Raw genomic sequence first — 20,746 nt, forward strand, 5'->3', positions numbered from 1 at the left:
TCATGGTCGCATGAGAACCTGCCGTGCGTGCGCGAGCACCGAACTCGAGACGGTCCTGGACCTCGGTCCGGTCCCGGCCGCCGACCATTTCCCGGGTGCCGCCGAGCCGGTGTCGCCGGCCGAGACCGCGCATCCCGCGAGCATGGTGCTCTGCGCGGTGTGCGGACTCGCCCAACTCGCCGACGACGACACGGTGACGCGGGAAGTGCGCGGGGTGGAGCCCCGGGCACTGGTGGACCAGGCGTTGGCGGCGGTGGCCGACGCCGCCGCGGCGGGTCTGCTGACCGGGGACACCGTCACCGAGTTCGGCAGTCCTCACGGGGGAACGTGGGTGCCGCATCTGACCGCCCGGGGATTCGGCGAGGTGGGCCACGATCATCCCGGTGGCGCCGACGTGGTGATCGACTCGCTGGGCATCATGCACGAGCCGGACCAGGCCGCTGCCTTCGCCCGGCGAGCCGCCGCCACCTCCGATGGTGGTGTGCTGTTGCTGCAATTCCATTCGCTCCACGCCATCGTGCGGCAAGGTCAGTGGAATGCGCTGCGGCACGGGCATTTCGCCTACTACTCGCTGCCCGTCGTGGTGCGCCTGCTGGCCGGGGTGGGGATGAGCGTGACCTCGGCGTGGGAGTACGACCTCTACGGCGGCACCGTGATGGTCGCCGCGGTCCACCGCGCACAGGCGCCCGACGACCGGGTGCGCGCCCTGCTCGACCGCGAGGCGGGCATCACCGATGCGCACACCGTCGCGCAGCTGCAGGCCGCCGTCGACACGCATGTCGATGGTCTCGCCACATGGCTTCGGGCCCAGCGAGATTCGGGGCGACGCGTGTATGCCTACGGCGCGGCGTCGCGAGCGGTCGCCGTGTTCAGCGCGGCCGGGGTGGACTCGCGGCTGCTGACCGCGGTGGCCGACGCCTCACCGGGTAAACAGGGGCGGCGGATGCCCGGCTGCGATGTCCCGATCGTCTCGCCGGACGAGCTCGTCGCCGCCGACCCGGACCGGGTGATTCTGATGGTGCCGGATCTGCTCGACGAGGTGCAGCGACGTCACCCGCAGCTCGACGGTCGCTGGCTGGCGGACGGTGTGCACGCCTACCGCACGCCGGCCGCCGACGCGAACACGGAAGGACGCGAGCATGTCTGATGGCCGGGTGTTCACCGAATCGAACCGTCTGCAGGCCGCCCTGCACCGCATGGTGCCCGGTGGTGCGCACACCTATGCGCGCGGCTCCGACCAGTATCCCGACGAGATGGCACCGATCCTGGTCCGCGGTTCCGGTGCACGGGTCTGGGATGCCGACGGCAACTCCTACGTCGAGTACGGCATCGGTCTGCGGTCGGTGACCCTCGGGCACGGGTATCGGCCGGTGGTGGACGCCGCGTATGCGGCGGCGTCGGCGGGGATGAACTTCTCCCGCCCGACGGTTCTGGAAGTGCAAGCAGCGCAGGACTTCCTGGAGCTCGTACCCGGCGCGGACATGGTGAAGTTCGCGAAGAACGGCTCGGATGTGACCACTGCTGCGGTCCGCCTGGCGCGTGCGGCGACCGGCCGTGACCGCGTGGCGATCTGTCATCATCCGTTCTTCTCGGTGGACGACTGGTTCATCGGCACCACCGACATGTCCGCGGGTATCCCCGGCAACGCCCACGAGCGCAATCCGCGGTTCTCCTACAACGACCTGGATTCGCTCGAGGGCGCCTTCGCCCGGCATCCCGGGGAGATCGCCGCAGTGATCCTCGAGGCCGCCACCGCCACCGCTGAACCCGCCCCGGGATTCCTGGAAGGTGTTCGGGCACTGTGTGATCGAACGGGAACGGTGCTGATCTTCGACGAGATGATCACCGGGTTCCGATGGTCGGAGCACGGTGCCCAGGGCATGTACGGCGTCACCCCCGACCTGTCGTGCTGGGGCAAGGCGATGGGTAACGGATTCCCGATCTCGGCGCTCGCCGGCAAGCGGGAGATCATGGAGCTCGGCGGCCTGAACACCGATGCCGAGAGGGTGTTCTTGCTGTCGACGACGCATGGGCCGGAGACCGGGTCGCTGGCCGCCTTCCGTGCCGTGGTCGGGGCATACCGGGACACCGACCCGGTCGGTGCGATGGAGGCGGCGGGCCGTCGGCTCGCCGACGGTGTGAACGCCGCGGCCGCGGCGGCCGGCGTCGCCGCTGCGGTATCGGTGATCGGACGGCCCTCGTGTCTGGTGTTCGTCACCAGGGACCCGTCCGGAGCACCATCGCAGGCCTACCGAACACTGTTCCTGCAGGAGATCATCGAGCGGGGGGTGCTGGGCCAGTCGTTCGTGACCTCGGCGGCGCACACCGACGACGACGTCGATGTGACGATCGAGGCGGTGTGCGGCGCGCTGTCGGTGTATCGTGATGCGCTCCAGGCGGGTTCGGTCGCCGGGTTCCTGCGCGGCCGGCCGGTCGCCCCGGCCCTACGACGTGTGGCGGCTCCCCGCCGGTTGTGACGGTGGTGTGCGCCGCCGACTGCGCGAGGCCGGTCCGGGCGCGTGGGACAGGCGCAGCACGATGCTCATGGCCTCGTCGGGACCGAGCGGCCACAGCGAGTGCAGTTGCTGCTGCAAGGCGATCAGCTCGAGGCCGTGTTTCGGTGACAGGCCACGCAGTTCGTCGTCGGTGAGCCCGTACAGGAAGGCCGGGGTCATCGGATGCACCGCCCAGCCCAGCGACTCGGCAGTGGTCCACACCGAGGCGACGGTCAGGCCGGCCCGCGCGTAGTCGGTGATGGATGTGCCGGCCTGCACCACTGCCAGCAATGCCGACGCCGTCGCGATCCGTCCGATGGCGTCACCGGTGAGTGCGGTACCCCCGTCCCAGTCGTCGAGCAACGCCATCACCTCCGGCCGGGCGAGGATATCGTGCAGCGCCGACATCGCCGGGGGCAGGGCCAGATCGGCGAGGTCGATGCCGGTCGGCTCGCCGTCGGAGACCAGCTCCGACATCATGTCCGCGTGCAGGCCCGGGGTGAGGAATCGGATCCGGTCACTGCGGCCCGCGATCTCCGCGAAGCGTGCGATGGCGGCCGGATCACGGACGAGGACGGCGCGCGTGTGCCCGGAGGCGGCGGCGTCGACGAGCGCGGCCGCCTCCTCATCGGGCATCGGTGTGCGGTCGCCGGGGGCACGGTTGGTATGGCGGGCCAGGATCGCGTCGAGCTCGCCGACCTGCGACGAGCCGGAGCCGAGGTCGAGCCGGACACGGAGATCGCCATCGGAGCCGGTGAAGGTCAGGGGTCCGCCACGCCCCCGTGCTGCGGCGGCCACCGCCATGTTGTGGGCGGCGGCGCCGACGGCGACGGCCGAGGCCCGGTGTGCCAGATCCAGCGTCGAGGTGAGAGTGGGGTCGAGGGCCACCGTGACCGCCGTCGGCGTGACCTCGAAGGTCCACGGTTGCTGATTGCCGGCCGACGGCGCTCGCCCGGCGGCGTGGACGATCAGGTCGAGATCGGACATCGTGGACGGGTCGGCCGACTCCGTCGGGATCGACGCGTGCGACCCCGTCGGGACCGACGCGGCCGACCCGGTCGGGCTGGGCAGGTCCGGCTCGACGGAGGCGAGCGGGTCGACGAGTGTGGTGAGCCACTCGTCGCGATCGAGGCGAGTGCGGCCGGAGGGGAGATGGCGGCCCTGCACCATCCACCGGACCGCCGCCGCGACGGTGGCACCCCCGAGGACCACGTCGCCGGCGAGCTGCGGCCACGCCGTGACGGTCTGGCCGATCTCGATGGCCGAGGCGGCCATCCGCGGGGTCACCCGGGATCCGTCGAGGATGGCGGCAGCGGTCGCCGTGCGTGCCGAGGCATCGAGTCCGGTGAACTGGGCGGTGGTGATGTCGCCCAGGATTCCATGGAATGGCGGGCGAGTGGGTTCGAGGTCGAACCGCTCCACGTCCAGCACCCCGCCGTCGCTGGTCTCCATGATCACGGGAATGCCCTGTGCGCGGCAGGTTTCCCGCACCAGGAGCTTCATGTCGAATGAGTCACACACCTCGATGACGAGATCGAGTCCGGCACAGAACTCGGCGATCGTGTCCTGGGTCACCCCGGCGGGATGGATCTCCACGTTCACGAACGGATCGATCTCGGCGATCCTGCGGGCGGCGACGACGGCCTTGTTCTCCCCGATGTCGACCAGCGATGCGGGCACGCGGTTGAGGTTGCTCAGTTCGAGGATGTCCGGGTCGGCGAGGCGGATCGTCCCGGCCAGCCCCTCCATGGCGAGTGTGTGGGCGATCACATGGCCGACGCTCAGTCCGACCACGCCGATGGCGAATTCGGCGGCACGATCCTGCTCGTCGGTGGTGAGTTTGTGCCGATTCCGGTCGGAACGAATCCGCCGGAAGGTGGCCGGCCCGAAGCACTTGATGAGGGCATTGCGCCAGGGGAGATGAACCCAGACGAGGTCGTCGGCAGTCGGCTCATCGACCGGTGGAATGAAGCCCGTTCGGTCGAATTCGGTGAGGTCAACGGTGGAATCGGCGCATTTGTCGACGATTTCCGCAGGGATCGAATCGAAGGGAAAGATCGTCGGCCTGATTGCCGATCGAGTGGATTCAGGCATGGGAGTGATTGTGCCAGAGCAGGATCGGTTCGGCGCGTCGCCGGTCACACCATCGCCTTGTCGACGGGTCGACGTCGCGGCGGGTACGCGATATCAAACTCGGTGTTCCGCCATTGTCATTGTCGGGCCGGGTGGCCGACAATGACGGTCGGCGCGGTCGACGGGGTCGAACAAAGGACAATGGTCGATCTCGTCGATCGGGTCGAGGCCGGGGCCGAATACGCTCGGCGTCGGTGACATCGTCTGTCGGACACGGTCGCCACGTCTCGGGATGCCGGGGCCCGAAGGCCGATCTCATCCCCTCCGCTCAGCACACTCAACATGAGGACACTACATGAACACCACTGTTTCGCTCGCGTCCACCCACCGCTTCCGTACCCTCCTGATGGCCGATTCACCGCTGTCGGTCGTGATCGGGACCCCGGACGGTGAGCCGGTGCTCTGGCATCGCTATCTGCAGGGTGCGCGCGATGCGTATACGCGGCACGGGTGTGCCGCGGCGCTCGACTACGAGCAGACGCGAGGCGGCGAGAGTACCGCGATCTTCTGCGCGGTACTCGATGCGCGAGGGCGCGTCGTCGGCGGGCTGCGCATCCAGGATCGGCTCGAGACGGCGGCGTCGTCGCATGCTCTGGTGGAGTGGAGCGGTCAGGATTCGCAGGTCGACCTGGTCAACGAGATCGAGGAACGCCTCGCCGACGGGATCGTCGAGGTGAAGAGCGCGTGGGTCGACGAACGCTCGGAACACGCCGCGGCGGTGGCGCCCCGGCTGTCGCGACTGGCGCTGGTGGTCATGCAGGTGTGTGGTGTGCGTTACATCATGGCGACCTCGGCCGAACATGTCCTGGCGCGGTGGGTGTCCGGCGGCGGCCGGGTGGCGCAGGCGGTGGCGCCGACGCCGTATCCGGACGAGCGCTACGTGACCCGGCTGATGTGGATCGACCGTACCACTCTGGCCTCCGACGCCCGGCCCGACATCTGGGAGCAGGTCCGGCGGGAGATGGCAGGGCTGCAGCACTATGACGAGGTGGCGCGGTCTGCGTGAAACCTGGTGTGCGGCGGAGCGTGCGCGATCACGCTCCGCCGCATCCCAGTGTCACGGCCTTGGCGAGTCCGCCGTACTGATAGGCGAACTGGTAGGACCAGTACTTGGGCGATGCGGGGTAGGACCGCGGGACGGCGCGCATGATGACGTTGCCGCCGAAGCACTGCCCGAAGATGTAGCGCGCACGGACCAGGTGATAACGCCAACTGATGACGATCACCGTGGTCCAGCCGCGTTGCCGGGCGAGTTGCTGCACCTTCATCGCCTCGCCGCGCGTCGTGGACGGATCGGGGGCGAAGCAGATCACCTCGATGGTGTCGGTGCCCGACGAGCAGACTCGCTGCATCAGACGACCGCTCGCCGCGGTGTTGTAGTGCTCGTTGAGATACGGGTTGGAGATCACGACGGTGTTCGCATAGCCCTCGCGCGCGAGTCGCAGACCGTAGTCCTCGCGGCCGTCGTGCTCCCCGCCCAGCACCACGATCGCGTCGGCGTGGCGTAGCGGATCGGAGTGGTCACGATAGAAGAGCTGGAAGCCGAGGCCGTAGAACGCGCCGGTCACCACCAGCACCGTCACCACGACGATCAGTGCGGCCCGCCGCCGGCGGGTCGTCGACGGACCGGGCATGTCAGTAGTAGTAGGGGTAGGCGTCCCAGTCGGGATCGCGCTTCTGCAGGAAGGCGTCGCGGCCCTCGACGGCCTCGTCGGTCATGTACGCCAGACGGGTGGCCTCTCCGGCGAACACCTGCTGCCCCATCAGACCGTCGTCGGTGAGGTTGAACGCGAACTTCAACATCCGTTGTGCGGTAGGTGATTTGCCGTTGATCTTGCGTGCCCACTCGATGGCGGTGCGCTCCAGCTCGGCATGGTCGGCGACCCGGTTCACCGCACCCATCCGGTGCATCGTCTCGGCATCGTAGGCCTCGCCGAGGAAGAAGATCTCGCGGGCGAACTTCTGGCCGACCTGCTTGGCGAGGTAGGCGCTGCCATAGCCGGCGTCGAAGGAACCCACATCGGCGTCGGTCTGCTTGAAGCGTGCGTGCTGACGGGAGGCGAGGGTGAGGTCGCAGACCACGTGCAGCGAATGTCCGCCACCGGCGGCCCAGCCGTTGACCACCGCGATGACCACCTTGGGCATGGTCCGGATCAGGCGCTGCACCTCCAGGATGTGCAGGCGGCCGCCCTCGGCCTTCGCACGGGCCTCGTCCACGCCGCCGGCGTCGGCGGCGGTCACATCCGAGTCGTGGGAGGTGGCGTACTGATAGCCCGAACGCCCGCGGATCCGCTGGTCGCCGCCGCTGCAGAAGGCCCAGCCGCCGTCCTTGGGGCTCGGGCCGTTGCCGGTCAGCAGGATGGTGCCGATGTCGGGGGAGCGGCGTGCGTGATCGAGCGTGCGGTACAGCTCGTCGACGGTGTGCGGCCGGAAGGCGTTGCGGACCTCGGGACGGTCGAAGGCGATGCGCACGATGCCGTTGGTGCGGCCCTCGCCGACGTGGCGGTGGTAGGTGATGTCGGTGAGGTCTGCGAACCCGGGAACCGGGGCCCATAGGGAGGGGTCGAACGGCTGCTCAGTCGCTGCGGAACTCATGGGTGAGAGCCTAGTCGGGCGGGCCGGTTGTATCCGCCGACGCATGGGGGAGGGTGGTCCCGCCCGGGGGATCAGGCGGCGCTGTGAGACCCGGCGACCTCGACGAGGTGGTCGACCGGATACCGGCGACCGTGCCGATCGACGCCCGCTGGTACGCCGACGCCGCCGACGCGCTCGAACGCCAGATCCGCCACCGGGATCGGGACCATCCGGCCGTCACGTGTACGACATCTGTGGCACATCGACGGCCCGAGTGCGCCCGGGCAGCCCCGGAGTCCGCGAAATCTGCAGAAAGGCGAATACAGTGTCGAAAGCGGAATCGAATCTGTACCTGCCTTTCCTGTCGGGACCCGCCCGACCGCGGGGCAGGAGGTGAGAAGGCACGCATGTTCACGAATCCGAGAAATTCGCCGGCCGTGGGAGTCACCCGGCACGACGTCCACGCCGTGGATCTGGGGAGTCACATCCTCACCACAGCGACTCCACGATCAGACCCGCACCTCTGGATCGACTACCTCGCGGGGGCCATGGACGCCTATCGACGACACGACTGCGCGGCGGCGCTGGACCTCGACGACGTGGTCACCGGCACCACCACGTCGATCTTCGTCACCGTGCACGACGATGTGGGCAGACTCTGCGGTGGCCTGCGTATCCAGCCGAGGTTGACCGCCGCGGCGCAGAGTCACGCGGTCGAGGAATGGTCGGGACAGCCCGGGCAGGTGCAGCTGGTCAACGCCATCGAACGGCGACTCGACGAGGGGATCGTCGAGGTGAAGACGGCCTGGGTGGACGAGCGGTCGCCGATGGCACCGATCGTGGTGGCCCAACTGTCCCGCCTCGGGCTGCCGATCCTGCAGATGTGCGACGTCCGGTACATGATGGCGACGGCCGCAGACCACGTGTTGCGCCGATGGGCGTCGGGGGGTGGCGTGGTGGACGTGACGGTCCCCGCGACACCGTTCCCGGACGAGCGATACCGCACCCAGCTGATGTGGTGGGATCGCACCTCCATCGGGTCCTCCACATCCGCGGAGGTCTGGGAACGGATGCAGGACGAGGCGGCGCTCATCTGCGGTCGAGACCGTCGGCCCTGATCGGTGCTTCCCGATCACGCCGCGCCGTCGGGGGACGCGGTGAGTCGGGCCACCATCGCCATCAGATCCTCCGTGCTCAGCTCGTTCCACGCCCCGTCGAGCGTGGTCTCCCCGGACAGGAGCAGGCCCTCGACGTCGAGCTGATACCGCCCGGATTCGACCGGGCGTCCGCACACGATGTTCCGTGCCGCCGCGGCGGCCATCGCCCCGGCCATCGACGCCGTCGAACCCAGCTGCGGCCACGAACTGAGACCTCGTCCGATCTGACTGGCGGAGAATGCCATTCGTCGTGTGACCACATCGCCGACGATCGCGGTGGCCATCCGCAACCGCTCCGCCGGATCGGAGGCGTCGGTGGGCGAGAAGTGCTCACCCCGGCCGTGGAAGATGGGGTAGGAGCGATCGAGATCGAACCGTTCGACGTCGAGGATGACGTTGTCGCCCATGTCGGTCGCGCTGACCACCGGGATACCCGCCGCCCGGCACCGGCGGCGGAGGTCGATCTTCATCGCGACGTCGTCGATCTCCTCGATGAGGACCGACACCTGCCTTCCGTCGGGATACCCCAGGAAGTCGTCGGCGACGGCGGGGGAGTATCCGTCCGGGAACGTGTCGATGTGGGTGTAGGGGTCCAGTTCGAGGATGCGGCGGGCGGCCAGCTCCACCTTGGTCATCCCCACATCGCACGCCGATCCGACCAGCCGGTTGAGATTGGTGAGCGACAGGCCGTCGGAGTCGGCGATGCCGAAGTGGCGGGCGCCGGTGAGTGCGCTCGCGACGACGGCCGCCGTACCCACACTGAGACCGGCCACGGCGATCCTCGCGTCCCGCCATCGGTCCTGCTCGGTCGAGGTGATCAGGAAACGGTTGCGTGCGGTCTTGAGCCGGTAGTAGGTCCCCGGATCGGGAACCCGTGCCACCGTGGCACGCCACGGGAAGACGACGTAGCGGCTGTGCTGTTCGACGGCGTCGGGGTCGGTGACGTCGAACGACACCGGTCGCGGCAACCCGGGCTCCACATGATCGAGCCGGTCGAGTTGTCCGAGTTCGGCGGCGGCACTCGCCCACGTGTCGACGAACCTGTACGCCCCGGAGCCGCGCAGGTGATCGATGCGGTCGCGATCGCGGTGGGGATGCAGGATCTCGACGATCGCCGCGGTCTGGGTCGACCCGGCTGCCGCGCCCCGACCGGGCGCCGAGACGGTCGGAGCGGTGCGGCCCCCGGGCGGTACGACGGGCCGCTTGCGCGCCTGCGTGTCGGCGGAGATGCCGGGTGCCGGGCCGGCGTCATCGGCGTGCCGATCCCACAGCAGCGGCGGGAGGTCCGCGGTCTCGACCCGGTTGCGACCCATGCCCTTGGCCGAGTACAGCAGCTGGTCGGCGTCGGCGGCGAGGCAGTCGAGCACCGCGGAGGAGGACAAGGCCGACCCGCTCGGACCGATCTCGAGAATCCGGGCACACACCGCCCCGATACTGACCGTGGCCGAGGTGGCCTCGGCCACCGACACCCGCATGGCATCGGCCATCTGCTGCAGTTCGTCCGGGTCGTCGACCAGGGTCAGCACGGCGAACTCCTCGCCGCCGCTGCGGGCGACCAGCGCATCCGGTGGTGTGCAGGCGCGCATCGCCTCGGTGATCTCGACCAGGATCGCGTCCCCGGCCGAATGCCCGTAGAGGTCGTTGAACCGTTTGAAGTAGTCGACGTCCACCACGATCAACGCGACCAGTCGGCGGCCTGCGGCGGCACGGAACAGCGACCGTGCATTGTCGACCAGGCCCCGACGGTTGAGCGCCTGGGTGAGGGGGTCGGTGGTGCTCAGGTGTTCCTGCCGGGCCAGCAGCGCCGTGAGGTTCCGACGGAGCATGGTCACCATGTAGGTGGGCGCCGCGATGGCCATCAGTACCGCGCCACCACCGATGATCAGGATCGACCACGACGGCGCGCGGGCGACGGCCACGGTGACGGCGAGCCCGACGGCGACGACGACGAAGACGATCACCACCCGTCGAGGTGAGCTCATCGCCGCCAGTGCGGGGATGGCCGCGAGCAACGCGAGGACCACCAGCCCCGTACCCGGATCGCTGATCAGCGCCCCGGACACCGCGATGCCGACCATGCCACCGAGACTGAGCACGATGAACTGCCGGTCCGACAGTCGGCCGGCCCAAACGGTGATCGCGACGCACACCACGGTGTAGAGGCCGATGAGCGCGAGGAACGGGTGCAGGCCCGGCCGGATGAATCCGGGGGCCAGCAGGCCCACGACGATGAGCGGGATCGCGCCCATCTCACTGGACAGCACCCCGATCGTCCGCTGGTCGAAACGGCCGGTCATCCCGGACAGGAACCGGTTGGTCATGGTGTGCGGGGATCTCGCCGCAGTCCTCCTCGGCAGGAGGTGCGGTGCGATGTGTGCGGCATGGACGTACTTCCGGGGTCGGTGTCGGCAGTACGGCGGGACGGCGTGGGTCGCGGGACCGGACGCGAGTTGGCGGACTGCGCGGTGCCCGACACTGTACGGGGTTCGTGCGCGCCGGGCGTGGGAACGTGGTCGTCGGGCCGAGTGAATTCTCGGTGCCGGGCACCGGGTGGATGATCGTGGTACACCGCCACGGCCGGTGACCTCGGCGCGTCTCACCTGCTCCGACCTGGGAATCGCTCAGTACGCCCCGTCGCCGCGGGCCACGGTGACGGCGGTGCGGAGCATGATTCGCAGATCCTGTTCGAGAGACCAGTTTTCGACGTAGTAAAGATCGAGTTCGACACGGTCTGCCTCATCGGTGTCGGAGCGTCCGGACACCTGCCACAGACCGGTCATCCCGGGTTTGACGAGCTCGCGTCGCTCGACGAATCCCGGGAACGAGCGGCCCTCGCCGTCGACCAGCGGTCGCGGGCCCACCAGACTCATCGACCCGGACAGCACGTTGATCAGCTGGGGTAGTTCGTCGAGGCTCGTGCGGCGTAGGAACCGGCCGACGGGGGTGATCCGCGGGTCGTCCCGCATCTTGAAGAAGGCGTTGCCCCCGCCGGCGGCCGCGGTCATCTCGGCCCATCGCTTGTCGGCGTCGGGGTACATCGACCGGAACTTCCACATCCGGAACGGGGTCCCGTCGCGGCCGACCCGCGTGGGCCGGTAGAAGACCGGACCGTGATCGCCGATCCGGATGGCCACCGCCGTCACGAGGAACAACGGCGACAGGACGATCAGACCGAGCAGCGAGCCCAGACGGTCGAAGGCGATCTTGCCCCAGTTGGTGCGTGAGTAGCCGGGATCGTCCACGTAGAGCAGCGGGAGATCGCCCATCTGTTCCAGGGTCACCTTGGGTTTGGCCAGACCCAACGCCTGCGGGGCCAGCATCAGACCGATCGAGACATCCCGCAGTCCGTAGCGCAGCACCCGCAACCACTCGTCGTTCAGCGGATCGTGTCCGGCGAGGATCACGTACTCCGCCCCGGCGGTGCGGGCGGCCTCGACGATCTCACCCGGGTCACGCAGCGCGGTGATGCCACCGGCGCGTCCGGTGGTCTCCATGGCGGAAGGGATGGGGATGTATCCCGAGCGCGGATTGATCGTGAGCGCCAACGACATCCGGTCGGTGGCCGCCGGATCTCCCACGACCAGGACGCGCGTGGTGGCCTCGCCGTGGCGGACCCGGCGCAGCCGGATGTCGATGGTGCCGACGACCTGCAGCGCGACGCACCCGACGAGACCCGTTGCGAGCGCGACCAACAGGGTCTGCCGGGGCACCGGCACGCCCAGCACGAGGATGAACGCGGCCATGAGGGCGAGCAGTTTGGCCGTCGCCATCAGAATCCGCTTGTACGCCTCGAGTCCGCGTCCCAGGATCTGGGCATTGGTGGTGCCCTCGTGGATCAGCAGCAGTCCCCAGCACGCCACCATGCCGACGCCGAAGACCACCCGGGTGGCCACCTCGGACGCGACCGGGGTGTCGTCACTGACCATGACCGCGAACAACGTCGCCCCGGCCACCGTGACCACCTCGCCCACGCGCAGCACCGTCGAGTAGGACCGTCGCGGGGATGGCCGTGACGACGCCGTCGGCGAATCCGACCGCGGAGTTCCAGCTGTTGACCCGAGGGTAGAGATGGGCTGTTGTCGCGAGGTGGACCCGGGTTCCCTGGACATGTGTGGGTCTCCTGATACCAGTGGTCCCGACCTGCGGAACCGGTTCGACGAAGGGGGCGGCGAAGACCTCGACGGCGCAGATGTCCTCTGCGGTCACACGATCGGGGTACAGCCGGCACAGTTGTCCGGCCCAGCGACGACCGAGCTCGGCGGGATCGGCCCGGAACAGGTCCGAATCGCGGTCGCAGTACTTCATCACATAGACGAGTGTGCGGCCGTCGAATCGCCGGGTGCCGGTCAGTGCCGACATCTCGATGACACCGTCGAAGTCGGTGCCGCTGTGGACGACCGGCGTCCAGTAGTGGCCGTCGAGTGGTCGCCGAAGCAGGATCGCCGCGTTGACGACGCCCTGGTAGCGGATGTCGCCGGTGGGCAGGCGGCCGGCCAGATCGGGGTCACTCACTCTGCGCAACAACGGGATCGGGATGGTGGAGATGACCGACGACGCCGTGATGGTGCCGAGGTCGTCGGTGACCTCCACCGCGTCGCCGGTGTCGGCGATGTGACGCACCGGCCGGGACACCTCGACGGTTCCGCCCCCGGCGACGATCGCCTCGCGCAGGGCGGCGACGATCGCGCGATAGCCGCCCTCGGGATGGCCCCGTATCGCCACGTTGCTCTCGCGCCCGAGCCGCTCGTGCAGGTAACGAGCCGGGACCTCGCCGAAGGCATCGCCGAACTTGGCCCCGAACATCGGTTGCAGCAGGCGATCCCAGATCTGTTCGCCGTACGCCGACATGAGCCAGTCCGCGGTCCGGGTGCGGTCGAGATCGATTCGTCGGCCGAGCCGGGGCAACGCCAGGGTGGCGGCGCCGAAGCGGACACGTTGCGGAAAGGTCAAGGCGCGGAACCGAAGCAGATCCATCGGGGAGTTGAACGGATATCGCGTACGGTCGACGACCATACCCATCGTGGTGGACGTCCACCGGATCGTCGAGCCGAGTCCCAGCTCGTCGACGATCGCGAGGAGTGCGTCGTCGGTGGGCATGATGCAGTGGTAGAACCGCTCGATCGGGTACCCGCCGATCGATCCCTCGACCCCGAGCCCGCCGAGGACGTCGCCGGCCTCGAGCAGGACGACCCGCTCACCACGCTGCGTCAGTCGGTATGCGGCGGCGAGTCCGGAGATCCCGCCGCCGATCACGACGATCGGGTGATCGGATGTGTGGCAGTCCATGTGCTCAGGCCACCAGTTGTGGTTCGGGCGTGACGCGGTCGCGCACCACCAGTGCGGCGTACTGGCGCAGGGTCCGGGCCAGACGGAGTTTGCTCGGGCTCTGTTTGAGGTCGTACTGCAGCACCATGGGCACCTCGGCCACCGACGGGTGGAAGTGCCGCAACCGCATCAGCAGTTCCACCATGCACGCGAAACCCTGTTCGGTGATCAGGCTTTCGCCCCACTGCTGCTGTGCGCGACGCAGCAGACCCGCACGGTAGGCGCGGTAGCCGCAGGTGAAATCGTGCAGTCCCGAGATCGGGACGATCCGGGCGAAGACCTCGGCGGCCCCTCGGGACATGATGCGCCGCAGGAACGGTGCGGTGGTGTCGTCGCCGCCCGGGACGAATCGGGAGCACACCGCGATGTCGGCGCCGTTCTCGATGTCGTCGACCAGGGCCTGCAACAGTTCGGGATCGTGGGTGTTGTCGGCGTCCATGATCGCGATGACGTCGTCGTCGTCGGTGGCGTCGTGGAGGGCATTGCGGATCCCGGTGGACACCGCACGTCCGAGGCCCCGGTTGACCGGGTGCCGGACGAGGGTGGCGGTGAGCGTGCCGTGGGGATCCAGGGCGACCTCGGCGGTGTGGTCGGAGGAGCCGTCGTCGACGATCCACACCCGCAGAACATGATCGGTGATCCGGGTGTGTGCGAGTCGCTCGAGCAGGTCGCCGAGCGACGCCTCCTCGTTGAAGGCGGGCAGGATCAGGTGCACCGTGTGCAGGGCCGCACCGTCGACGGTCGTGACGGTCGATCGTGTCGGGAGGTCGGTGGAGTCGAGTGGGGTGAGTGGTGTTTCCAATGTTCTCAACCAATCATTGTCATCTGTCGCTGATTGTTGGGGAGAGTCCCGAAGTGGCGCCAGGCGTCGCAGGAGACCGACCGGTTCATGATTTTTCTGACCCCTCGCAGGAACCTTAACCGCTTCTTTCGATTGACCGGACCCGAACCGAGCAGTCGGTGTCCATCCAACAGATGAATTATTGAGAATTCGCCGAGTGCCATCGCTCGACTGTCACGCACAGGTTGTCGTCTCTACATGCCGCCCGGATGATCACGCGGAAACTATTTCGAAGGAATTCGAATTCCGCTTTCAGGTGTCCCGCTTGCGGTGACAAGTGACAAAGAGGAATTGACGGAATGAGATCTCAATTCGTCCGAATAGGCGCGTCGCATCAGGAGATTCCGGATCGCGTCCACCGATCGCGGTGCCGAACGGCCGTCCCCGAACGGGTTGCCGGCCACCGTCATCGCGCGTCGGGCCTGTGGATCGGAGAGCAGGCGGTCGGCGGTGTCCACGGTCACCGCGGTGTCGGTCCCCACCGCGACGGCACAGCCGCTCTCGATGGCCTCGACGCGTTCGGTGACCTCGCGTGCGACCATCACAGGGACGCCGAAGGACGGGGCCTCCTCCTGGATTCCACCGGAGTCGGAGATGATGACGGTCGCCCGCCGCATGGCCGCGATCAGATCGGGGTAGGGCAGGGGTGGGGTCAGCGTGACCCTGCGCTGATCTCCCAGTGCTGAATGAACCTGTTGCCCCACATCCGGATTCGGGTGAACCGGGCATAAGACCTGCAGGTTCTGGTGGAGGTGGAGGAGCTGCCGGACGGCGGCCAGGGTGCGACTCATCGGCCGGCCCCACGATTCCCGGCGGTGCATCGTGAGCAGGATGACCGGTACGTCCGGGTTCCTCGACCGGTCGAGGAACCCGGACACCTCGGGGGTGAGGGTGAGGTCGGGTAGACGGTCGGCCACCTGCAGTACCGCGTCCACCACCGTGTTCCCGACCACCTCGATGGACCGCAGGTCGACACCCTCGCGGAGCAGATTGCAGCGGGCCCGATCCGTGGGCGCGAGGTGCAGCGCGGCGATCTGGCCGATCATCCGACGGTTCGCCTCCTCCGGGAACGGGGCGTCGAGGTCGTGGGAACGCAGCCCCGCCTCGAGGTGGACCACGGGGATCCGGGCCCAGAAGGCGGCCAGTGCGCCGGCGAGCGCGGTGGTGGTATCACCTTGCACCACAACCACATCCGGGCATTCTCTGCTCCAGAGCTCGGAGAATGCGGCCAGGAGTGCACCCATCAGTTCCGGCTGGCTGCCCGTGGTCCGGGTGATCGACAGGGCCACGTCCGGTTCGAGGAGAAATGCGCGGAGCGAGTCGGCGACCATCGTCGGATGCTGGCCGCTGGCGATGATGCTGCTGGCGATTCCGACGTCGAGAAGTGCGCTGTGCAGCGGGGCGAGTTTGATGGATTCCGGGCGGGTTCCCATCAGAAGGTGTGCGGAGATCATTCGATTCACCAACTTTGTGCTTCGGGTTGAGTCATAACGTGCGCAGGGTGTGGAATTCTGCGTGACACTGATATCGGGACACCCTCGACGTATTCAAAGGGCGACAATGTCAGAGCATATTATGCTTATTGCGGCAGTATTGTGCTACGCGATCGGATTATTGGCACAGACCGTCGGCGCGCGACGCGCCGGTAGAAATGGGGCGGGTGTCGATGCGGGACTCGTCGTGAGGCTGGTGGGACAACCGATATATCTCTGCGGATTCCTCTGTCAGGTCGCCGGATTCGTTCTCGCGTTCTTCGCCCGGGAACGACTCCCGCTGTACCTCGTGCAGTCGGCGGTCTGTGCGTCGGTCGGGGTGACGGCCGTCCTCGGGATGGCGGTGCTGCGGTGGCACGTCCCGGCCACACACTGGATTCCGCTGGGCGTGCTCGCAGTGGCGGTGGGACTGCTCGCCGCGGCGGCCGAACCGTCGGTCGCGGTGACACCCGACCCGGCGACCACGATGTGGTTGGCCGCCGGACTCCTCGCCGCGGCCGTCCTCTCGGTCGGCGCCGCCCGCCTGCGATCGGGCGTCACGCTCGCCGTTCTGGCCGGTGTGGTGTTCGCGATCCTCGCCGTCGCCGGCCGGCCACTGGTCGCCCAGCTGGGACCGGGAATGCTGTGGCATCCGCTGACCTGGCTGACCCTGGCGTGTGCCGGGATCGGGCAGGTGCAGATGGCGGCGGCGCTGCAACGCAGTCCGCCGACGGTCGTGGGTGCCGTGATGGACTCGGTGACGATGATCGTCGCCTCGGCCCTCGGGGTGATCGCACTGGGCGACCGGATTCGACCCGGCGACGAGCCGATGGTGGCGGCCGGGGTGGTCCTCACACTCGTCGGTGTGGCCGCGCTGGCCCGCTACGGGGATCGGGTGGATTCGGGCGAGTCGACGCCGCCGGAGAGGTCGGGCGTCGGCGCCGCGACACCGCAACAGAGCATGGGAAGAAGGGCTCGGGAATGAAGCACGTCCGCCGGCCGGGGCAGCCCGGTACCATCGAACGGCCGCCCGCGAGCGTCTCGGTCGATCTGGACAACATCTGGTCGTATCTGAAGACGCACGGCGACCCGGAGTGGGAATCACGACCCAGCCATCTGGCGTCGGCGGTTCCCCGGATCGTCGACCTGCTCGCCGACGTCGGGGTGCGCAGCACGGTCTTCGTCATCGGTGCCGACGCCGAACGCGACGACGGGGCCGAGGCGGTGACGACATTCCACGCCGCGGGTCACGAGATCGGTAACCACACCTTCGAGCACGAACCGTGGCCCCAGCACTTCACCCGGACGCGACTGGTGGCCGAGATCGATCGCACGGATGCGGCGATCGTGGCCACCGGTGTACCGGCACCCGTCGGCTTCCGCGGACCCGGCTTCGCGCTCACCGCCGAACTGCTCGACCTGCTCGCCGCCCGCGGCTACCGCTACGACGCGTCGACGCTACCGACCTGGATCGGGCCGCTCGCCCGATTCGAACACTTTCGTACCAGCGACTTCACCGAGTCGGAGAAGCTGTTGCGGGACAACCTGTTCGGAGGTGTCGGGGATGCGACGCGGAGCCTGCACCCCTACCTGTGGGACACCCCGAGCGGCCGGGTCGTGGAGCTGCCGGTGACCACCATGCCGCTCACCAGGATTCCGATCCACGGGTCGTATCTGATGCAGCTGTACGCGATCTCGCCCCGCCTGGCCCGGACCTACCTCACCCTGGCGGTGGGATTGTGCCGCCGCCGGGGCGTCGCGATGTCGATGCTGGTACACCCGACCGACGTGATGGATCGCCGCGACATCCCGCAACTGGCGTTCTTCCCGGGGATGTCGGTGCCCGCCGCGGCCAAGGTCGCGTTCATGACCTGGGTCCTGCGCACGATCGGCCGCCACTTCGACCTGATGGGCACCGGGGCGTTCGTCGACCGATCAGCCGTCGGCGCCGGTCGCGTCGTTTCCGCTGCCGGCCTGCGGGGGTGACCCGTGCACCGGGTCGTCGGCGGCGTGTCCGGGTGGGGGCTCGGCGCCGGTGCTGTCGGGACGCGAGGGCCTGTCGGCCGACCAGACGACGGTGGCCAGCCAGACGGCGCCGAGGCACAGGGACGCGCGCATCAACCAGATGGAGGCGTCCGGGAGTCCCGATCCCAACCGGTCGATGATGTAGTAGTGGGCGAATCCCGCGCCGAAGAAGATCAGGAGCCATCCGGGCACGGCGTGCAGCAGTCGCCGGTCCGGGGTGCCGAACAACTCGACCCCCGACAGGACGCACAACGGGATCAGCCAGACGGCGTCGTAGGCGTTGTGGTAGATCGCGATGGTCACGACGCCGAATCCCAGCAGGGTGGCGGTGAACGGGAACACCGGCGTGAGGTGACCGACCACGAAGTACGCCAGGACGAGTCCGGCCACGATGATCGCGGCGGTCGCGGCGGTCGAGGGACGGAGGCCGAGATGATCGAGTGCACCGGCGATGTCGATCCGCTCGGCGAGCCATTCGCTCGACCGGATGCTGGAGGCGGTCCGGACGTTGTCGCGCACACCGGTGACGAACCCCCCGATCCGACCGAGACCACCGGCGAGGACCGGTACCGCGGCCAGGCTGACGACGCCGGCCAGGGCGACGCCGGCCGCGGCACGACGCCACTGCCGCCGCGCGAGCAGCACCACGATCACGGCGATCCCGGCCTGGGGCTTGAGACAGACGATCGCGACGAGCAGGATCGCCGGGATGCGGCGCCTGGTGAGGACGGCCGGGACCGCGAGCAGGGCGTAGACCACCGACGGCTGACCGAGGAACACCCCGAGCGTCAGCGGCCGGGTGATCAGCAGCAACGCCGTCATCGCACACGCCGCGGTGACGCCGTCGACCGCCGCGAGCCGCCCGTGTGGGCGCAGCGACCGCAGGGCGGTGAGCCCGGTCCACGTGCCGACGGCGAGGACGACGAGCAGGTTGATCGCGATGTCCAGGACGACGGCGGTCGACCAGTCCACCGACCCCAGCGGGGACCACAGCACCAGGTGGCCGGGCAGGTAGGTCGGGTAGTCCAGCGAATTCGGGAAGTGTGCGAGATAGTCGGCGGTATCGTACGGATTGTGTCCGTCCAGGAACCACCCCGACGGTCGCCAGGTGGCATCGCGGAAGTCGACCATGGACAACGAGCACAACGGCTGCCCGCACACGGGATTCTGTCCGGCGCCGATCCGGTGCGTCCACGCCTTTGCCGCCCAGGCGCCGCCGAGCGCCGCCACGCCGACCACCGACACGGCGCACAGCACGTACCGGAATCCGCGCGGGAGTGGTGTCTGCGATGTCCGGTACACGACAGTTCTTCTGTCCTCGGCGATGTCGGCTGTGCGACAACGATACCCATGATCGCCCTCCGGCGGGCCACAGTCGGGGATCGCCATGCACGAGAATGAGGGGACGCCGCCCGACCGGCACGCGGCGGAGGTCCGCCGGAGCTTCGCGCTGCGGGTGCTGGCGGCGGCCATCGGTCTCGGCTCGACCTTCCTCGTCACCGTGATGGTCTATCGGGTCCTGCCCGTTCGGGAGTCGTCGGTGTTCTTCGCGATCCTCGCCGCCCTGGCGATCGGACCGATGGTGGGCCGACTCGGGCTCGGCCCCAACGTGATCCGCTTGCTGCCCACGGCGACGACACTCACCGGGCGTCGTCGGATCGCCACGGTGCACCTGCAGGCGACACTGATGATCTCGGCGGTCACTGCACCGTTCGTGACGGTGGTGGCGACGTGGGCGTTCCGGGGTCAGCCCGGCTACGCGGCGGTCGTCGTCATGACCCTGGTCGTGGTGGTGGCCGAGTCGATGCGACTCACGCTCAGTGACATCTTCGCGGCGACCGGCCGGGTACGGATGGCGGTGGCGACCACCCATCACGTCCGGAGCGGCATCGTGCTGCCCGCGCTCGCCGTGGTCCTGCTCCTCGCCCATTCCCGATCGCTGGCGGTGGTGGTGGGGGTCTACACCGTGGTGTCGGTGCTGCAGTTGACGATCGCGATGACCATCGGCCGCGATGAGCTCGCACGTCCCACCCTGCGCGGCCTGGACACCCTGGCGGTGCCGATCTGGCATGGCGCCAAACTGTTCATGCTCGATCTGTCGGCGTTCGTGTGTCTGCCGGGCACGGTCTGGCTGGCGAATGTCGTGTTCGAGGCGCAGACCGCCGGAATCTACTCGGCGGCGGCCACACTGGCGCTGCAGGTCACCGTGCTGGAGAGCCTCGCCTCACTGGCCGTGACGCCGGTGATCGCCCGATTGTGGGTCGCCGGTGACCACGATCGGGCGGTCGCCATGCTCTCGGCCGTCGCGACCGTGGGCACCGCGGTGACCGTGGCGATCGTGGCGATCGTGGCGGTCTTCGGGGACACGCTCATGACGTGGGCGTATGGACCTTCGATGGCCGGTGGTGGTGTCATCCTGCTGATCCTGTCGCTGGGTGGGGTCGCCAAGGCCGCGCTCGGCGGAAACGTGACGGTGCTGATCGTGTCCGATCACGTCAACGACGCCGCGTGGACGGCGCTGATCCTGCTGACCGTCATGGTGCCCGTCGGGATCGTCGCCGCCCGGTTCGGCGGACCCGAGGGGCTGGCGTGGGCGTCGACGGTCGCCGCGACGGCCATCGCCGTCGCCCAGTGGCTCGGCGCACGGCGGCGCACCGACCGGGTACCTGTTCCGCGTGCGGATCTGCGGTACTCGCTGAACTCGTTTCGCGGTTGACGATCGTC

At 68.6% G+C, this 20,746-nt stretch carries 16 protein-coding genes; 7 read left to right on the plus strand and 9 right to left on the minus strand.

The window, feature by feature from the left end:
* Positions 1-10: 10 nt before the first annotated feature.
* Together ACWDUA_RS06910 and ACWDUA_RS06915 are read left to right on the plus strand one after the other, a co-directional pair.
* Positions 11-1,147, plus strand: coding sequence for a class I SAM-dependent methyltransferase (locus ACWDUA_RS06910; RefSeq protein ID WP_449750266.1), 1,137 nt, complete (start codon positions 11-13; stop codon positions 1,145-1,147).
* Positions 1,140-2,477, plus strand: coding sequence for a glutamate-1-semialdehyde 2,1-aminomutase (locus ACWDUA_RS06915; RefSeq protein ID WP_449750267.1), 1,338 nt, complete (start codon positions 1,140-1,142; stop codon positions 2,475-2,477). Before ACWDUA_RS06910 ends, ACWDUA_RS06915 begins: the two co-directional genes overlap by 8 nt.
* On the opposite strand, the gene ACWDUA_RS06920 is transcribed toward ACWDUA_RS06915, so the two are convergent.
* On the minus strand, positions 2,445-4,589 hold the full coding sequence (locus ACWDUA_RS06920; protein ID WP_449750268.1) for an Rv1355c family protein: 2,145 nt from the start codon (positions 4,587-4,589) through the stop codon (positions 2,445-2,447). The genes ACWDUA_RS06915 and ACWDUA_RS06920 overlap by 33 nt on opposite strands.
* A 334-nt stretch (positions 4,590-4,923) precedes the next feature.
* On the opposite strand from ACWDUA_RS06920, the gene ACWDUA_RS06925 reads away from it, so the two are divergent.
* Positions 4,924-5,634, plus strand: coding sequence for a hypothetical protein (locus ACWDUA_RS06925; protein ID WP_449750269.1), 711 nt, complete (start codon positions 4,924-4,926; stop codon positions 5,632-5,634).
* Positions 5,635-5,662: 28 nt separating this feature from the next.
* On the opposite strand, the gene ACWDUA_RS06930 is transcribed toward ACWDUA_RS06925, so the two are convergent.
* Together ACWDUA_RS06930 and ACWDUA_RS06935 are read right to left on the minus strand one after the other, a co-directional pair.
* Positions 5,663-6,262 carry a YdcF family protein gene (locus ACWDUA_RS06930; RefSeq protein WP_449750270.1) on the minus strand — a complete coding sequence of 200 codons (600 nt, stop codon included), beginning with the start codon at positions 6,260-6,262 and terminating at the stop codon, positions 5,663-5,665.
* 1 nt (position 6,263) lies between these two features.
* Positions 6,264-7,223 carry a 1,4-dihydroxy-2-naphthoyl-CoA synthase gene (locus tag ACWDUA_RS06935; protein WP_449750271.1) on the minus strand — a complete coding sequence of 320 codons (960 nt, stop codon included), beginning with the start codon at positions 7,221-7,223 and terminating at the stop codon, positions 6,264-6,266.
* Positions 7,224-7,609: 386 nt separating this feature from the next.
* Between ACWDUA_RS06935 and ACWDUA_RS06940 the strand changes: the two genes are divergently transcribed.
* Positions 7,610-8,320, plus strand: coding sequence for a hypothetical protein (locus ACWDUA_RS06940; protein ID WP_449750272.1), 711 nt, complete (start codon positions 7,610-7,612; stop codon positions 8,318-8,320).
* A 14-nt stretch (positions 8,321-8,334) separates the two neighbouring features.
* Here the strand turns inward: ACWDUA_RS06940 and ACWDUA_RS06945 are convergent, their stop codons facing one another.
* The 5 genes from ACWDUA_RS06945 to wecB form a co-directional block, all read right to left on the minus strand.
* On the minus strand, positions 8,335-10,680 hold the full coding sequence (locus tag ACWDUA_RS06945; RefSeq protein ID WP_449750273.1) for a diguanylate cyclase: 2,346 nt from the start codon (positions 10,678-10,680) through the stop codon (positions 8,335-8,337).
* 300 nt (positions 10,681-10,980) lie between these two features.
* Positions 10,981-12,330 (minus strand): sugar transferase, encoded by a 1,350-nt coding sequence (locus ACWDUA_RS06950; RefSeq protein WP_449750274.1) that lies wholly within the window; start codon positions 12,328-12,330, stop codon positions 10,981-10,983.
* The gene (locus ACWDUA_RS06955) at positions 12,275-13,645 is read right to left on the minus strand and encodes an FAD-dependent oxidoreductase (RefSeq protein ID WP_449750275.1); all 1,371 of its coding nucleotides are present in this window, start codon (positions 13,643-13,645) and stop codon (positions 12,275-12,277) included. Before ACWDUA_RS06955 ends, ACWDUA_RS06950 begins: the two co-directional genes overlap by 56 nt.
* Positions 13,646-13,649: 4 nt before the next feature.
* The gene (locus ACWDUA_RS06960) at positions 13,650-14,495 is read right to left on the minus strand and encodes a glycosyltransferase family 2 protein (RefSeq protein ID WP_449750276.1); all 846 of its coding nucleotides are present in this window, start codon (positions 14,493-14,495) and stop codon (positions 13,650-13,652) included.
* Between the two features lie 254 nt (positions 14,496-14,749).
* Positions 14,750-15,979 carry a non-hydrolyzing UDP-N-acetylglucosamine 2-epimerase gene (gene wecB, locus ACWDUA_RS06965; protein WP_449750277.1) on the minus strand — a complete coding sequence of 410 codons (1,230 nt, stop codon included), beginning with the start codon at positions 15,977-15,979 and terminating at the stop codon, positions 14,750-14,752.
* A 235-nt stretch (positions 15,980-16,214) separates the two neighbouring features.
* Here wecB and ACWDUA_RS06970 point away from each other — a divergent pair, with 235 nt between their 5' ends.
* Both ACWDUA_RS06970 and ACWDUA_RS06975 read left to right on the plus strand, forming a co-directional pair.
* Entirely contained in the window at positions 16,215-16,982 is a 768-nt protein-coding gene (locus ACWDUA_RS06970; RefSeq protein ID WP_449750278.1) for a hypothetical protein, read from the plus strand.
* Positions 16,979-17,983, plus strand: a complete 1,005-nt coding sequence (locus tag ACWDUA_RS06975) for a polysaccharide deacetylase family protein (protein ID WP_449750279.1) — start codon at positions 16,979-16,981, stop codon at positions 17,981-17,983. The genes ACWDUA_RS06970 and ACWDUA_RS06975 overlap by 4 nt, the downstream gene beginning before the upstream one ends.
* Here ACWDUA_RS06975 and ACWDUA_RS06980 read toward each other — a convergent pair.
* Positions 17,933-19,411, minus strand: coding sequence for a glycosyltransferase 87 family protein (locus ACWDUA_RS06980; protein ID WP_449750280.1), 1,479 nt, complete (start codon positions 19,409-19,411; stop codon positions 17,933-17,935). The two genes, ACWDUA_RS06975 and ACWDUA_RS06980, sit on opposite strands and share 51 nt — an antisense overlap.
* Between ACWDUA_RS06980 and ACWDUA_RS06985 the strand changes: the two genes are divergently transcribed.
* Positions 19,410-20,738 (plus strand): lipopolysaccharide biosynthesis protein, encoded by a 1,329-nt coding sequence (locus ACWDUA_RS06985; RefSeq protein WP_449750281.1) that lies wholly within the window; start codon positions 19,410-19,412, stop codon positions 20,736-20,738. The genes ACWDUA_RS06980 and ACWDUA_RS06985 overlap by 2 nt on opposite strands.
* Positions 20,739-20,746 lie beyond the last annotated feature (8 nt).

The organism is Gordonia sp. NPDC003376, from assembly GCF_053589235.1.